A 14,715-nucleotide genomic window follows, 5' to 3' on the forward strand; every position below is an offset into this window, starting at 1 on the left:
GCCTGGTCCTGCTTCCGCCGCCGACGACAACACCAAGCCCGCCTCAGCCATTACAAACGACGCGGCTACCCACTCACCTGAATGCCGTTGCAGTATTAGGCCTCGACGCCGGTGAGCCGCGCGTAGACCACGACGTTGTCGACGTAGTTGCCGCTCGAGTGGTCGAACGCCCCGCCGCAGGTGATCAGCCGCAGCTCGGCGTCGGCCGTGTCGCCGTAGACCTGGTCGGTCGGGAACTCCGCCTTGGCGTAGCGCTCGACGCGGTAGACGGTGAAGACCGCCGTCCGGCCGTCGGTGCGGCCGACCTTCGCCTGCTCACCCGGGCGCAGCTCCTTGAGGCGGGAGAAGGCGCCGGGGACGTGCTTGTAGTCGACGTGCGCCGCCAGCACCGCCGGGCCGGCCTCGCCGGGCGACGGCGCGCCGGTGAACCAGCCGACCGTCGTGGCGTCGCCGGGGACCTCGAGCTCGCCGCCCGAGGTCAGCCCGAGGTCCTTGATCCCGTCGGCCCGCACGCCGATCGCCGGGATGGTCAGGGAGGCCGGCTTCGCCGCCGGGAGCCCGTCGCCGGACGCCGTGGCGGTGGCCGACGACGCGATCTCGACCGGCGTGGCGGACGGTGGGGCGACCTGCTCCGGCGCATGCGGCGAGAAGGCGAGGACGAAGGCCACCACCAGAACCGCGCCGAGCGCCGCGACGACCGCCGCGACCGCCGGCCACAGGCGCGGGTGCCTCAACTCGTGCGCCGGCGCAGGTAGAGCACCATGCCGCCGGACGCCGCCGCGGCGAGCAGCGCGCCGCTCAGCACCAGGAACGCGGGGGCGCCCTCGTCCGGCTCACCGCCGCCGGTGGCGACGCCGCCGACCGGCTTCACCTTCACCTGGCCGCCCGTCGTGGACTTCTTGGTGGTGGTGGATTTCGGGGCGGTGTGGGTCTTCGTCGTGGTCGACGGCCGTCCGGCCGTCGGCGTCGACGTGTTCTGCTGCGGGCGGTGCGGCAGTGATTCGCACGCGATTCCGTCGTGATCGGAATCGAGGTTGTTCGGGTCGCCCGGCGTTGCGTCGAGGACTGCCTGCGCTTCTTCCTGGTACTGGAAGTTCTTGCAGTCCAGGTCGGCCGCGAGCGGCGTCGCCAGCTGCGCGGAGGCGAGGGAAACGGGGCCGAGGAGAGCGAGCCCGGCGACGGCCGCGGCCGTCGTCAGGGTACGACGAAACAAGGACACCGGAAGGTCCTTTCATGAAGAATCGGGGTGATTGCGTGGTTACTATCGCGGCCCCCGCGACGCTGTTACGGACTATTCCGGAATTTCGGAAACGCCAGCGCCCCACCAAAATCCGGCCGGCTCGTGATTCTTCACCATTTGCCCTTGACCTGCGGAATCGGCGCCGGGAATGCGTACCGGCGGGTTTGTTACGAGATCCGCGGTCACACTTTGGGGGTAATTGTCCCGGCTCGGGCGGTGTGACGTGCGGACCAGCCGGCACCGCGGCGCGCTCGTACCCCGTAACCTGGGGATATGCCGATCCAGGTACTGCTCGTCGACGACCACGAACTGGTCCGCCGCGGGCTTCGCGATCTCCTCGGCGACGAGCCCGACATCGAGGTCGTCGCCGAAGCGGGCAGCGTCGAAGAGGCGCTGGCGGTGGCGATGCACGTCGAGCCGGAGGTCGCGGTGGTCGACGTCCGCCTCGGCGACGGCGACGGCATCACGCTCTGCCGCGAGCTGCGGTCCAAGCCGAACCCGCCGGCCTGCCTGATGCTGACCGCGTTCGACGACGAAGAGGCGATGGTCGGCGCGATCATGGCCGGCGCCGCGGGCTACCTGCTGAAGCAGGTCCGGGGGCAGGACGTGGTGTACGCGGTCCGCGAGGTCGCGGCCGGGCGGTCGCTGCTGGACCCGGTGAGCACCGCGCGGGTGCTGGACAAGATGCGCCACCCGCCGACGGACGAGCTGGCGACGCTGACCGAGCGCGAGCGGGACGTGCTCGAGCTGATCGGCCAGGGCTTGTCGAACCGCGAGATCGCCGAGCGGCTGTTCCTCGCCGAGAAGACGGTCAAGAACTACGTCACGTCGGTGCTGGCGAAGCTCGGCATGCAGCGCCGGACGCAGGCCGCCGCCTGGATCGCGCGCCGGGAGAAGTAACTCCGCGCGGCCGTCTCGTCCGCAAGCCGCCGTTCGCTGCGTCCTTTTCACCGGTCGTCACGGTCCGCCATCTCGATCGGCGATTTTGTCCTGCCACTTTCACTCGAATGTGAGTCGAATAGGTGTTCGAAAAGCCGGTACGATCTTCAGTGAGGGCGAGGAAGGGAGGCGGGATGACCCGAGAAGGGTAGATCGCGGTCAGTCAACTGGGAGGTCGAACGCGACGAGTGTGCCGAGGCTGGGCGAGGAGTTCAGGAAGAACTTGCCGCCCGCGGCGTCCGCGCGTTCGGCAAGATGACGCAGGCCACGGGTGGCGACGCCTTGGGGGACGCCGGAACCGTTGTCCCGGACACGGAGTTTCACGCCGCCGGAGTCCCTCGTCAAGGTCACGCGGGTTTCGCTCGCGCCGGAGTGTCTGACCACATTGGACAGAGCTTCGCGCAGGGCGGCCCGGATGTGGTCGGCGCGTTCCGCTGGGATGTCGGCGAATTCGCCGGACAGCTCCAGGGTCGGCGGGTACCCGAGTAGCTCGCCGGCGATGCGGACCTCGCCGCGCGCCGACTCGGCGAGGTCGGTGGGCGTGCCGGTGTCGTGGCGAGGCTCGGGTGATCGCAGCGCGCGCACGGTGCCCCGGATCTCCTCGATGGTCTGGTCCAGTTGGTCGATGGCATCGGAAAGCCGCGCGCCATCGGCCTGGGCGAACCGCTTGCGCATGTTGCGCCGAACCCGGTCGAGCTGCATCCCGGCGCCGTAGAGCCGCTGGACGATGACGTCGTGGAGTTCGCGAGCGATCCGTTCCCGCTCTTCGTAGAGCGCGACGCGGTGTCGGGCATTGGCGCCTTCGGCGAGCGCGAGGACGACCCCGGCCTGGGCAGCGAAGGCGACGAGCATTTCGACGGTCCCGGCGGAGAACGGCTCGCGACCCCGCTTCCGGTAGACGGTGAGCGCCCCGAGAACCCGCCCGCCGGACCCGAACGGCGCGGCGGCGAAGGGTCCGTAGCCGTGGAGCTCGGCGGGAACGTAGGGCGCGGTCCGGGGGTCGACGATGAAGTCGGCGCTGGCGACGGGCTCGCCGCCGCGGGCCACCCGCCCGGCAGCGGAGTCCATGGAGAGGGCAAGTCCCCGCAGGGCCTCCCCGGCGCTCATGTCCATCTCGCCTTCGGGCGTCGCCGGGTCCTCGGCCGACGGGTGGGCGGTGGCGTAGTGGGCTGCCTCGACCACCACCCGGCCGTCGTCGGCGCTGACCATGGCCAGGCCGAGGTCCGCGTCGGCGAGTTCGGCGGCCCGGGCGACGACCGTGTCCAGCACCGCTCCCGGGTCGTCGCCGGACAGGGCGGTGCTCGTGATCTCGGTGGCGGCGGACAGTGCCCGCGCGGCAAGCGTCGGATCCATGAGTTCCGTCATTATCGCGCGCCGCCGCGGCGGCGCGGCAAGCACGCTTCGAGAATCGATCACGACACCGGCACCCGCGTGACGATCCGGCCGTCGCGGACCTCGAGGACGACGTCCGCGCCGGCGGCTTCCTCCGCTCGGTGGGTCACGTGCACGACCGTGCGGCCCGCCAATGCCTCCCGCAGGTGCGCACGCACGACCTGCGCCGTCGGCTCGTCGAGGTGGGCGGTCGGCTCGTCGAGCAGCACGAGTCCCGCCGACGGCGCCCCGAGCAACGCCCGTGCCAGCGCGACGCGCTGCGCCTGGCCGCCCGACAGTCCGCTGCCGCCGCTGCCCAGCACGGTCGACGGCTCGAGGTCGGCGAGCGCGGCCTGCCGCAACACCTCGCGCAGGTCTTCGGCTGTCGCCGTCGGCTGCGCGAGGCGGAGGTTTTCGGCCACCGTGGTGCCGGCGAGCATCGGCTCCTGGGGTGCCCACGCCACCCGGTCGGGAACGTCGACCACACCGCGCCGAGGGGCGAGAAAACCCAGCAGCGCGGCGACGAGCGTCGACTTGCCGGCACCGCTCGGCCCCACCACCGCGACGTACGTGCCCGGCGCGAGGTCGAGGTCGACATCGCGCAGGATGACGGGCCCGCCGGGCCAGCCGAGATCGGCCCCTCGCAGCACCACGCGGCGCCCGGTCGCTGTTTCAGCCGACGCACCACGCTGCCCGGTCTCATCGCCGTCGGCCAGGCGCTGGCGAGCGTGCTGCAGGGTGTCCCAGTGCTGCGCTGCCGGGGGAAGCAGCGCCAGCACCTCCGCCAGCGCCAGCGGCACCAGAGCCGCCAACGGCGCGAGCACGGCGTCGAGACTTCCCGCCGAGACCGCCTGGGCGGCCAGCGCCGCGCTGACCACGGCGCCCGCTCCGCAGGCCAGCGTGATCAGCGCCTCCGCCGCCCCCGCGCCGAAAGCCTGGCGGCGCGCCTGCCCCACCAGGCGCGTATCCGCCTCCGTGAGCGCGCGGCGGTGGACGCGATCCTTGCCGAACGCCAGCAGCTCCGCCGCCGCTTCGAACAGCACCAGGACTCGCGACGCCACTTCGCGACGGCCGTCCGCCAGCGCCGTCGTCGCGCGGCGTTCCGCGCGCAGCGCCACCCACGGCGCACACAGCCCCACCGCCACCGACGCCGCGAGCGCCAGCCCCGCCGCGGGCAGGACCCACGTCTGCACGGCGATCGCCCCCGCCGCGACCAGCGCCACCACCAGCGGCGGCGACACCACCCGCGGCAGCAGGTCGCGGACCGTGTCGACGTCGGCGACCAGGCGACGTTGTCCTTCCCCGGCGCGCAAGCCGGAAGCGGGACCGCGCCGGACCAGCGAATTCCACAGCCGCACCCGGAGACGGCCGGCGATGCGGAACGCCGCGTCGTGCGTGACCAGCCGTTCGACGTACCTCAGCCCGGCGCGGCCCAGCCCGAACGCGCGGACGCCGACCACCGCGACCGTCAGCGTCAGGATCGGCGGCTGCTGCGACGCCTTGGCGATCAGCCAGCCCGACGTCGCCGTCAGCGCCACACCCGCCAGCAGCGCGAGCGCCCCCAGCGCCGCGCCGCCGAAGAGCCGGCCGTCGAGCAACGCCCGCCACGCCAGCGGCGGCCGAGCATCATCCACAGTGGATTCGACGGACGGCGGCGGGACGTCGGACGACAGGTCGACCGCCGCCGTGTGCTCGTGCGCCGCGATGATCGCCGCGGCGCCGTCGTCGACCGCTCGCTGGATCGCGTCGAGCACCAGGCGCGCGTTGGCCTCGTCCAGGTGGGCCGTCGGCTCGTCGAGCAGGAGCAGCCACGCGCCGTCCCGAACTCGTTGAAGCGCCCGGGCGACCGCGACGCGCTGACGTTGACCCAGCGAAAGCCGAGTCACCGGCCGGTCCGCGAGCCCGCTCAGGCCCAGTGCGTCGAGCAGAAAGTCGGAACCGATCTCCTCGCGGACCGTGCCGCCGGTGAACACCGGCGACTGCGGCACCCACGCGACCTGCTCGCGCCAGCGCGCGAGGTCGGCGTCGGCCAGGTTCGTCGAGCCGACCGTGATGGCGCCGTCGTGAGCCGGGACGAAACCGAGCAGCGCCGAGAGCGTCGTCGACTTGCCGCCGCCGCTCGGGGCGCGGAGCCAGACCGTCTCGCCCGGGCGGACGGTGAACGTCTCGCCGTCGGGGGCGAATCCACCGCGTCGCGCGACGCGCAGGGACGACACGCGCAGCTCGCCCCGCGAAACGACCGCGGTGCCGGCCGGGGGTGCCGGCACGGCCAGCAGGTCGGCGACGCGCCGGACCGCTTCGACGCCGTCCTCGCTGGCGTGGAACGCGGCGCCGACCGCACGCAGCGGCTGGTAGCACTCCGGCGCGAGGATCAGCACGCCGAGCCCGATGGCCAGCGGCAGGTTCCCGCCGACGAGCCGGACGCCGATCACCACCGCGACGAGCGCGACCGACAGCGTCGCGATCAGTTCGAGCACGAAGGCGGAGGAAAACGCGACCTTCAACGTCTTGAGCGTCGCGCGGCGGTGGCGTTCGGAGAGCCGCCGGACCGTCTCGCCCTGAGCGGCGGCACGGCGGAACGCGGTCAGCACCGGCAGCACGCGCACGAGTTCCAGCAGCCGTTCGGACATCCGGTGCGTGGCGTCGGTCGCGCCGGCGACGCGCCCCGCCGTGTACTTGCCGACGAGGATCGCGAACACCGGGAGCAGCGGCACGGTGAGCGCGACGATCACGCCGGACGGCCAGTCGGCGAACAGGATCGCCGCGCCGGCGCCGAGCGGCACGACCACCGCCGTCACCAGCGCGGGCAGGTATTCGCGGAAGTACGCGTCCAGCGCGTCGAGACCGCGGGTCGTCAACGCGGTCAGCTCGCCGTGGCCGCGGCGGGCGATCCACTCCGGGCCGAGGCGCAGTGCGTGGTCGACGGCCTTCGCGCGCAGCTCGCGTTGCGCCGTCGCCGCCGCGCGGGCGGAGATCGTGCGCACCGCCCAGCCGGTCACAGCGCGCGTCGCGACGAGCGCGAGCAGCGCGGCCAGCTGGGCGGTGCGTCCCCCGGACCCTGCTCCGACGATCGCCGCGAGGACGTCGGCGAGCAGGAATGCCTGGGCCACCAGCGCGATGGCGTTGAGGAAGGAGAGGAGCCCGACCAGGACCAGCGCCCGGCGCACGGCAGGCACGAGGGCCGGCAATGCGCCGAGCGGGCCCTTTCCCAGCCGCGCCGAGTCCACTGTGGACTCCGAGGCGGAAAGGGGTGCGCGTCCGGGAAGCTTGTTCATGGCGCATGAACCGCTGGAATGTGCTGAGTGCCGATGCGCTTGCGGAACACCCAGTACGTCCAGCCCTGGTAGACCAGCACCGCCGGGGCGCCGAAGGCGGCGACCCAGGTCATGACGGTCAGCGTGTACGGGCTCGACGCGGCGCCTTCGACGGTCAGGGTGTTGGCGGCGTCGAGCGTCGAGGGCAGCACGTTCGGGAAGAGCGCCCCGAACATCGTGACGGCGGCCCCAGCGATGACGACGCCGAGTGCGGCGAAGGCCTGGCCGTCGCGGTCGGCGCGCAGGCGCAGCCAGGCGACCACCGCGGCGACGGCGCTGATCCCGAACGCGAGCAGCGTCCACAGCGTGCCTTCGCGCCACTGGACGACCGAGAGGAACGCGACGATCGGCACCATGGCGATCGGAAGGAACCCGAGCGCCAGGTTCCTCGCGCGTTCCCGCAGGTCACCGCTGGTTTTGAGGGCCAGGAAGGTGGCACCGTGCGTGATCGCGAAGGCGACGATCGCGACCGCGCCGAGCAGGGTGTCCCAGCGGAAGGCGGCGAACGCGGAGCCGACGCGGTTGCCGTCGGCGTCGAGGGGCAGGCCGAGGACGGTGGTGGCGAGGATGAGGCCGACGCCCAGCGGCGCGACCCACGAGCCGATCATGATCACGCGGTCCCAGGTGCGCCGCCAGCGCTCGGAGTCGACCTTGCCGCGGTATTCGAACGCGACGCCGCGGCCGATGAGGGCGAGCAGCACGATCAGGAGCGGCAGGTAGGCGGCCGAGAAGAGGCCGGCGTACCAGGCGGGGAAGGCGGCGAACATGGCTCCGCCGGCGACGATCAGCCAGACTTCGTTGCCGTCCCAGACCGGCCCGATGGTGTTGACCATGACGCGGCGCTCGGTGTTGTCGCGCGCGAGGACGGGCAGCAGCATGCCGACGCCGAAGTCGAAGCCTTCGAGGAAGAGGTAGCCGAGCCAGAAGAAGGCGATGACGGCGAACCAGATCGTGGCGAGGGTCATCGGGTCCCCCCTTTCGAACGGTGGCCGTGAGTTATCCACAACTGGTCGAGTTGTCCACAGACAGACTGTGGGTAACTCGTGAGAGTGATCGCGTCGACACTCATCGTCAGCACCTCAGTACGCGAAGGCGAGCGTGTCGCCGTCCGTTTTGTCGGAATCTTTCTTCGGTGGGGGCATCACCGCTTCGATGCCGCCGCGGATGTACTTGCGCATCAGATACAGCTCCACCACACCCAGCGCCGCGTACACCGTGGTCAGGGCGATCAACGACGTCCACACCTCACCCGTCGTCAACCGCGACACCGCCTGGGCCGTGAACATCCACACCCCGTCGACCCCGCTCGGGTTCGGGACGACCACGAACGGCTGACGGCCCATCTCCGTGAAGATCCAGCCCGCGCTGTTGCCCAGGAACGGCGTCGCGATGCCGCCCAGCACCAGCAGCGGGAACCAGCGACCGGCCGGAAGCCGGTCCCGGCGGGTCAGCCACAGGGCCAGCAGGCCGATGCCCGCCGACACCGCGCCGAAGCCGATCATCATGCGGAAGCCCCAGTACGTCACCGGGAGGTTGGGCACGTAGTCGATCGGCTTCCCCGCGAGCGAGCCGAGCGAAGGGTCGTTCGGGTAGTTCGTGCCGTACTTCGCCTGGTACTCGGTGATCAGGTCCTCGACGCCCTTGACCTCGGTCTTGAAGTCGTTGTGGGCCAAGAACGAGAGCAGCGCCGGCACGTTGAACGTCTTCACGTCCTCGCAGTTCGCCCCGGCGACGTCGCCGATCGCGATGATCGAGAAGCTCGCCGGCTTTTCCGTGTGGCACAACGCTTCCGCCGACGCCATCTTCATCGGTTGCTGCTCGAACATCAGCTTGCCCTGCGTGTCACCGGTGATCGCGAGGACCGCGAACGCCGCCACGCCGACCCAGCCACCGAGGCGCAACGACGAGCGCCACACGTCGGCGTGGTCGCCGCGCCGCCACAGGTGCCAGCCCGCGATGCCCACCAGGAACGCCGCCGCCACCGAGAACGAACCGGCCAGGGTGTGCGGGATCGCGGCCAGCGCCGTGTTGTTCGTCAGCACCGCCCAGATCGAGTTCATCGTCGGCTTGCCGTTCTCGAACGTCACGCCGACCGGGTGCTGCATCCACGAGTTCGCGGCCAGGATGAAGTACGCCGACGCCATCGTGGCCAGCGAAAACGCCCACGCGCACGCCAGGTGCACCTTCTTCGGCAGCCGGTCCCAGCCGAAGATCCACAGGCCGAGGAAGGTCGACTCGACGAAGAACGCGACGAGTCCTTCCATCGCGAGCGGCGCGCCGAAGACATCGCCGACGAAGCGCGAGTACGCGCTCCAGTTCATCCCGAACTGGAACTCCTGCACGATGCCGGTCACGACGCCCATCGCGAAGTTGACCAGCAGCAGCTTGCCCCAGAACTTCGTCATCTTCAGGTGCCGCGGCTCGCCGGTGCGGACCCAGCGGGTCTGCATCGCCGCGACCAGGATCGACAGCCCGATGGTCAGCGGGACCATCAGGAAGTGGTAGACGGTGGTGATGCCGAACTGCCACCTTGCTAGATCGAGGACCTCCACGTGGTCCAGCGTGCTCCGGAGCTCCGGCCACAGCCAGATCAAGTGGTCCCGACAAGCGCGGGACCAACGTCCTGAGTGACTACAGCTGGTCGAGCGCCTGCCGCGCCTCGTCCGCCACCGTCCGCCGCGGTCCGGCGGAACCCAGCTCCAGTACGTGCTCGAGCGCCAGCGCGTACGCCGTGTCGAACGCCCTGTCCGCGGCCACCGGGAGGTCCGGGCGGACGCCGCTGCCCTCCCAGTTCTCCCCCGTCTCCGGGTGGAACGACCGCGCGATCGACACGGTCACGTCGAGGTAGGTGTCCACTTTGTACTGCTCACGCGGGTGGGCGCCGCCGCGCGTGGCTTCCCCGACCGTCTTCGCCCGGCCCTGCTGCTGGAGCGAGAACGCGAGATCCTCGCCGCCGGAGAACGTCCGCGGCCCGGTCAGCACCCAGATCGGCTTGGTGCCGCCGAACCGCAGGCCCGGGACGTACGGCAGCGTCCACATCTGGATGGTCTGGTGGCCTTCGCGCTCGTAGATGTCGAGGTAGTGGACCTGCTCGTCGACGAGGTAGGTCTGCAGCAGCGCGCTCGTGCCGGGACTGCCGCCGCGGTTGCGGCGCACGTCCAGCAGCAGCGCGTCGGCCGGCGCGAGCAGCGTCATCGCCGCCGCGATCGCCGGCCCGGCCAGCTCGGGCGGGTAGAGCATGGTCGTGTCGAGGTAGCCCACGTTGCCGGTCAGCCGCCGGACCTCGGCGATGCCGAAGCCCTCCAGCTCGGCTTCGAGCCGGTACCCGTCGGAGTTCATCGCCGCGTCGCCGTCGTCGGCGACCGGGTCGACGTGGTGGCGCAGGCGCAGGTGCTTGTCCCCGTTCACCGACTGCAGGTCCGTGGTGACGAGCGTCGCGAAGTCCGCGTCACCGAGTCCGTCGTAGGCGCCTTCGCCGAGACGCTGGCGAAGCACCTCTGCCAGCTTCGTCGCGACGTCCGGGAACACGTAGTGCGCTTCCAACCGGCGGATGACCTCTTCTACCTGCGCGGCACGCGCCTCTGACCCCATGCTGTCAACCTACCCCAGGCCACAATCGGATTTTCGGCGTGCCGAAATAATTTGTGCGACACGGCTTGACGACAAATTCATGATCGCCGATCCAGCAATTTCGCGGAAGCCATCAGCTTGCGGCGTTCCAAACCTCCCCTTTATCGTTGCAGTGAAAGGGGCGACAAATACTCATGACTTCCGCGATGGTGGCGCTGATCAGCGCGTTCGGCCTGGTCCTCGCCGTGGAGCTGCCGGACAAGACGCTGGTCGCGACCCTGGTGCTGACCACCCGATTCCGCGGTGGCCCGGTATTCGCCGGGGTCTGCGCGGCGTTCGCCGTGCAATGCGTCATCGCGGTTGCGTTCGGCAGTGTGCTGACGCTGTTGCCGGACCTGGTTCTTTCGCTGGTCGTCGCCGCGATGTTCGGCCTCGGCGCTTTTATGCTCCTTCGCGAGGGATTCAGCGAAGCGGACGAAGCAGGCGAAGACGCTTCGCGCATCGGCCCCGCCCCGCTGTCCTTCATGCGCTCCGCGATGACGTCGTTCGGCGTGCTCTTCGCCGCCGAGTGGGGCGACGCTTCACAGCTCGCGACGGCGAGCCTCGCCGCCCGCATCGGCAACCCCGTCGCCGTCGGCGTCGGCGCGTTCGCCGCGCTCATCGTCGTGGCCGGGCTCGCGGTTTTCATCGGCGGAAAGATCCGCAACCGGATCCGGCCGAAGCTGATCCAGCGCTGCGCCGGGTTCCTGTTCGCCGGGTTCGCGGCGTTCGCCCTGCTCCAGCTGGCCTTCTGACCGCTGCTTCACAGGTTCGCCCGGTAACCTTTCGGAAACGAAAGGGTGGAAGCCAGGTGAACAAGCCACTGCCCGCGGTCTCGCCGTTGCACGGCCGGATCGCGCTCGGCGGCATCGGCCTCGCCGTGGCCATCTCGATCGACCTCCACTTGCGACTGTCCGGCCAGGTCAGCCCGATCTGGCAGACGCTGTCGGAATACGTCTACGGCAAGCTCGGCTCGTCGTCGGCCGCTCCGCTGTTCAGCGTGATGTGCCTGGCCCTGTCGCTCGGCTCGGTCGCCCTGCTCGCCGGCATCGCGAAGGCCCACCGGCCGGGCACCACCGCCGTCTGCGTGCTGCTCGGCGTGTGGTCGGCCGGGCTCCTCGTGTGCGGGCTGGTGCCCGTGGACCCCGACGGGCAGGCGCGGACGCTGTCCGGGCAGGTCCACAACATCGCCGCGCTCACGGCGTTCGTCGCGCTGCCCGCCGCCGCATTCGTGCTGACCAAGCGCGGGCGCGGGCGCTGCCCGTGGGAGCCGCGCCGGACGACGATCCGGCGGCTCGCGACGGCGAGCTTCGCCGGCATAGGCGTGGTGCTCGCCGGGTTCGTCGTCACGCTCGTCGTCGGCCCCGCGCAGCAGGAAGTCACGCTGGGCCTGTTCGAGCGGCTGCTGTTCACGATCGACGTCGCCCTGCTGCTGACCATGGTCCGGCCGCTGCCGGCGGTCTCGCGCCGTTAAACGCGCAGGATGTCGGCCAGCCGGACGGCGGCCGCGACGACCTGCGGGCCCACCTCGGCGGCCTTGAGCGGCTCCAGCGACACGACGCCGACGCTCGCCTTCAGACCCGGCACCCCGCGGACCGGCGCCGCGACGCCGGACGCGCCCGCCTCCAGCTCGCCCGTCGACGTCACCCAGCCGTTGCCGCCCGGGCGCAGGGACATCGCCTTTCCGGCCGCGCCGGACGTCAACGAGTGCCGGCTCCCGACGCGGTAGGCGACGTGGAAGTTCGTCCACGACGGCTCGACGACGGCCACCGCAAGCGCTTGCGGCCCCTGGGCGACCGACAGGTGCGCGGTCGCGCCGACCTTCTCGGCCAGCTCGCGCAGCACCGGGCCGGCCGCGTCCCGCAGCTGCGGCAGCACCTGGCCGGCCAGCCGCAGCAGGCCGACGCCGAGCCGGACCTTGGTGCCGTCGCGCCAGACCAGCCCGCGCTCCGACAGCGGCACGAGCAGCCGGTAGACGGCCGCGCGGCTGGCCCCGATGGCCACGGCCAGCTCGGAGATGGTCGCCGCGTCGCCGCCGGCGTCGGCCACGGCCTGCAGCAGCGCCAAGCCGCGGTCGAGCGTCAGCGACCCCTCCCGGCCGGTCACAGCAAGCCGAGTTCGCCCATGTCGGCGACGGGCTGCTCGAACGACGCTGCCGCGTACGACGCGAAGAGCGACCGGACGGCCTTCGCGGCCTGCTCGGACAACCCGCGGGCCTCCTTGGCCAGCGCGTCGGCGTCGGTCGACTCCAGCGCACCCCGGACGTCGCCGCCGGCGAGGCTGCGCGCCGAGGCCACGAGCAGGTTGAGGAAGCCGTGGTGCACGAACCCGGTGTCCGGATCGGTGTGCCGGACCGCGCGGTGCAGGCTGTTCGTCGCCTTGAACGACGCACCGCTCGACCCGCTGACGACGGCGAGGAAGTCCGCCACCTCGTCGACGTTGGGGAAGTTCTCGCCCGCCTTGCCGCCGCAGCGGATCTTCGGCCAGCTGCCGTGCTCGATCACCTTCCGCACGCCGTCCAGCCAGCCGACACCGCGCCGCGGCTCGACGACGCGGATGACGTCCTCGGGGACGAACTCCGAGACGCGCTCCAGCCACACCTCGTCGACGTCGGACGGCGCCGGCATCTCGACCATCCGCAGCGCCAGCAGCTCACTGCGCGACTCGACGATCGAGATCGCCTTCGGGACGCCGCCGAGGCCGGTGTCGATGATCAGCGACAGGGGCAGTGGCTGCTTCGGCTTGATCTTGATCAACTCGGTGATCAGCTCCGGCAGCCGGGAGGCCTGACAGAGGAAAACCCCCAGTACACCGGCGTGCTCGGACTCCCGGCTCGCGAAGTGCGCGCGCAGGGCTTCGGGCATGGCCGCATCGCCCGGAGGGAACAGCGCCGAGTCGTCGACGAGCCTCGCGAACAGGGGAGGGATCCCACGGGGGCCGGGGGGCGTGAGTTCCACAGCGCTTGACACGAATGACACGCTAGTAGCGTACGACATCAGGACAAAATCGTTCGCACAGCGGACACGTCAGAAGGGGCTGTCGATGCCTTACTACCGGCGAGTAGGTGAGATCCCGCACAAGCGGCACACCGCGTTCCGGAAGCCGGACGGCGGTCTCTACGCCGAGGAGCTGATGGGCGTCGAGGGCTTCTCCGCCGACTCCGCCCTGCTCTACCACCGCGGCCTGCCGACGGCGATCGTCGACGCCGTCGCGGTCGAGGAGGACCGCGGGGCCCTGACGGCGAACCACCCGCTCAAGCCGCGGGCCTACCGGACCCAGGACCTCAAGTTCGGCGGCGAAGCCGACGCGGTGACCGACCGGCGCCGGCTGTTCGGCAACCACGACGTCACCATCGGGTTCGTCACCGCGACCGCGCCCAGCCCGCTCTACCGCAACGCGGCCGGCGACGAGCTGTTCTACGTCCAGGGCGGCTCCGCGACCGTCGAGACGATCTACGGCAGCCTCGAGATCGGCGACGGCGACTACCTCGTGCTCCCGACGTCGTGCACCTACCGCGTCGTCCCCCACGGCGAAGTCGGCCTCTTCATCCTCGAGGCGCGCGGGCACATCGGGCCGCCGAAGCGGTACCTGTCGGCGAAGGGCCAGTTCCTGGAGCACTCGCCGTACTGCGAGCGCGACGTCCGCGGCCCGTCCGAGCCGCTGCTGGAAGACGGCGAGGACATCGAGGTCCTCGTGCGGCACCGCGCCGGCCTGACGCGCTACACGTACGCGACGCACCCCTTCGACGTCGTCGGCTGGGACGGCTGCCTCTACCCGTGGGCGTTCAACATCGACGACTTCGAGCCGATCACCGGCCGCGTGCACCAGCCGCCGCCCGTGCACCAGACGTTCGAGGGCCCGAACTTCGTCGTCTGCTCCTTCTGCCCGCGGAAGGTCGACTACCACGAGGACTCGATCCCGGTGCCGTACAACCACGCGAACGTCGACTCCGACGAGCTGATGTTCTACGTGCGCGGCAACTACGAGGCCCGCAAGGGCTCGGGGATCGGCGTCGGCTCGCTCTCGCTGCACCCGTCCGGCTTCACGCACGGCCCGCAGCCGGGCGCGGCGGAGGCGTCGATCGGCGCGGAGTTCTTCGACGAGACCGCCGTCATGGTCGACACGTTCGCGCCGCTGGAGCTCGGCGAGGCCGCCGACGCGTCCGAAGACCCCGGCTACGCGTGGACGTGGTCGCGCCGCGGCCCTAAGGGATAGTCAAGTTCCCGAATTACCGTCCCCTTT

13 protein-coding genes are annotated in these 14,715 nt (G+C 71.1%); 4 read left to right on the plus strand and 9 right to left on the minus strand.

All coding sequences use genetic code 11. The annotated features are described in order from the left end of the window. Positions 1-95: 95 nt before the first annotated feature. Together AB0N03_RS40220 and AB0N03_RS40225 are read right to left on the minus strand one after the other, a co-directional pair. Positions 96-734 (minus strand): class F sortase, encoded by a 639-nt coding sequence (locus tag AB0N03_RS40220; RefSeq protein WP_364383828.1) that lies wholly within the window; start codon positions 732-734, stop codon positions 96-98. Next, positions 731-1,219: an excalibur calcium-binding domain-containing protein gene (locus AB0N03_RS40225; RefSeq protein WP_364383831.1), complete on the minus strand. Its 489-nt coding sequence runs from the start codon at positions 1,217-1,219 to the stop codon at positions 731-733. Before AB0N03_RS40225 ends, AB0N03_RS40220 begins: the two co-directional genes overlap by 4 nt. A 294-nt stretch (positions 1,220-1,513) precedes the next feature. Between AB0N03_RS40225 and AB0N03_RS40230 the strand changes: the two genes are divergently transcribed. Continuing rightward, positions 1,514-2,140: a response regulator transcription factor gene (locus tag AB0N03_RS40230; protein ID WP_155548437.1), complete on the plus strand. Its 627-nt coding sequence runs from the start codon at positions 1,514-1,516 to the stop codon at positions 2,138-2,140. Between the two features lie 198 nt (positions 2,141-2,338). Here the strand turns inward: AB0N03_RS40230 and AB0N03_RS40235 are convergent, their stop codons facing one another. The 5 genes from AB0N03_RS40235 to AB0N03_RS40255 form a co-directional block, all read right to left on the minus strand. Beyond that, entirely contained in the window at positions 2,339-3,532 is a 1,194-nt protein-coding gene (locus tag AB0N03_RS40235; RefSeq protein WP_364383837.1) for a GAF domain-containing protein, read from the minus strand. A 59-nt stretch (positions 3,533-3,591) separates the two neighbouring features. After that, positions 3,592-6,825 (minus strand): thiol reductant ABC exporter subunit CydC, encoded by a 3,234-nt coding sequence (gene cydC / locus AB0N03_RS40240; RefSeq protein WP_364383840.1) that lies wholly within the window; start codon positions 6,823-6,825, stop codon positions 3,592-3,594. Then, positions 6,822-7,829 (minus strand): cytochrome d ubiquinol oxidase subunit II, encoded by a 1,008-nt coding sequence (gene cydB / locus AB0N03_RS40245; RefSeq protein ID WP_364383843.1) that lies wholly within the window; start codon positions 7,827-7,829, stop codon positions 6,822-6,824. The genes cydC and cydB overlap by 4 nt, the downstream gene beginning before the upstream one ends. A 114-nt stretch (positions 7,830-7,943) precedes the next feature. Continuing rightward, complete coding sequence (locus tag AB0N03_RS40250) at positions 7,944-9,416, minus strand: cytochrome ubiquinol oxidase subunit I (protein WP_364383846.1); 1,473 nt, start codon at positions 9,414-9,416, stop codon at positions 7,944-7,946. Between the two features lie 79 nt (positions 9,417-9,495). Further along, entirely contained in the window at positions 9,496-10,455 is a 960-nt protein-coding gene (locus AB0N03_RS40255) for a S41 family peptidase (RefSeq protein ID WP_364383849.1), read from the minus strand. Between the two features lie 185 nt (positions 10,456-10,640). Here AB0N03_RS40255 and AB0N03_RS40260 point away from each other — a divergent pair, with 185 nt between their 5' ends. Then, positions 10,641-11,228, plus strand: a complete 588-nt coding sequence (locus AB0N03_RS40260; RefSeq protein ID WP_364384014.1) for a TMEM165/GDT1 family protein — start codon at positions 10,641-10,643, stop codon at positions 11,226-11,228. Between the two features lie 56 nt (positions 11,229-11,284). Then, the gene (locus AB0N03_RS40265) at positions 11,285-11,947 is read left to right on the plus strand and encodes a DUF998 domain-containing protein (RefSeq protein ID WP_364383851.1); all 663 of its coding nucleotides are present in this window, start codon (positions 11,285-11,287) and stop codon (positions 11,945-11,947) included. On the opposite strand, the gene AB0N03_RS40270 is transcribed toward AB0N03_RS40265, so the two are convergent. Next, positions 11,944-12,579 (minus strand): helix-turn-helix domain-containing protein, encoded by a 636-nt coding sequence (locus AB0N03_RS40270; protein ID WP_364383853.1) that lies wholly within the window; start codon positions 12,577-12,579, stop codon positions 11,944-11,946. The genes AB0N03_RS40265 and AB0N03_RS40270 overlap by 4 nt on opposite strands. Continuing rightward, positions 12,576-13,430: a hypothetical protein gene (locus AB0N03_RS40275; protein ID WP_364384016.1), complete on the minus strand. Its 855-nt coding sequence runs from the start codon at positions 13,428-13,430 to the stop codon at positions 12,576-12,578. Before AB0N03_RS40275 ends, AB0N03_RS40270 begins: the two co-directional genes overlap by 4 nt. 85 nt (positions 13,431-13,515) lie before the next feature. Here AB0N03_RS40275 and AB0N03_RS40280 point away from each other — a divergent pair, with 85 nt between their 5' ends. Continuing rightward, entirely contained in the window at positions 13,516-14,688 is a 1,173-nt protein-coding gene (locus AB0N03_RS40280) for a homogentisate 1,2-dioxygenase domain-containing protein (protein WP_364383856.1), read from the plus strand. Positions 14,689-14,715 lie beyond the last annotated feature (27 nt).

The sequence above is a fragment of the Amycolatopsis sp. NPDC051061 genome (genome assembly GCF_040682935.1).
Lineage (GTDB): Bacteria > Actinomycetota > Actinomycetes > Mycobacteriales > Pseudonocardiaceae > Amycolatopsis.

Excerpts from the sequence above, each read along its gene's own strand:
- AB0N03_RS40230 (WP_155548437.1), top strand. The coding sequence starts at position 1,514 with ATGCCGATCCAGGTACTGCTCGTCGACGACCACGAACTGGTCCGCCGC.
- AB0N03_RS40235 (WP_364383837.1), bottom strand. The coding sequence starts at position 3,532 with ATGGATCCGACGCTTGCCGCGCGGGCACTGTCCGCCGCCACCGAGATC.
- cydC (WP_364383840.1), bottom strand. The coding sequence starts at position 6,825 with ATGAACAAGCTTCCCGGACGCGCACCCCTTTCCGCCTCGGAGTCCACA.
- cydB (WP_364383843.1), bottom strand. The coding sequence starts at position 7,829 with ATGACCCTCGCCACGATCTGGTTCGCCGTCATCGCCTTCTTCTGGCTC.
- AB0N03_RS40255 (WP_364383849.1), bottom strand. The coding sequence starts at position 10,455 with ATGGGGTCAGAGGCGCGTGCCGCGCAGGTAGAAGAGGTCATCCGCCGG.
- AB0N03_RS40260 (WP_364384014.1), top strand. The coding sequence starts at position 10,641 with ATGGTGGCGCTGATCAGCGCGTTCGGCCTGGTCCTCGCCGTGGAGCTG.
- AB0N03_RS40280 (WP_364383856.1), top strand. The coding sequence starts at position 13,516 with ATGCCTTACTACCGGCGAGTAGGTGAGATCCCGCACAAGCGGCACACC.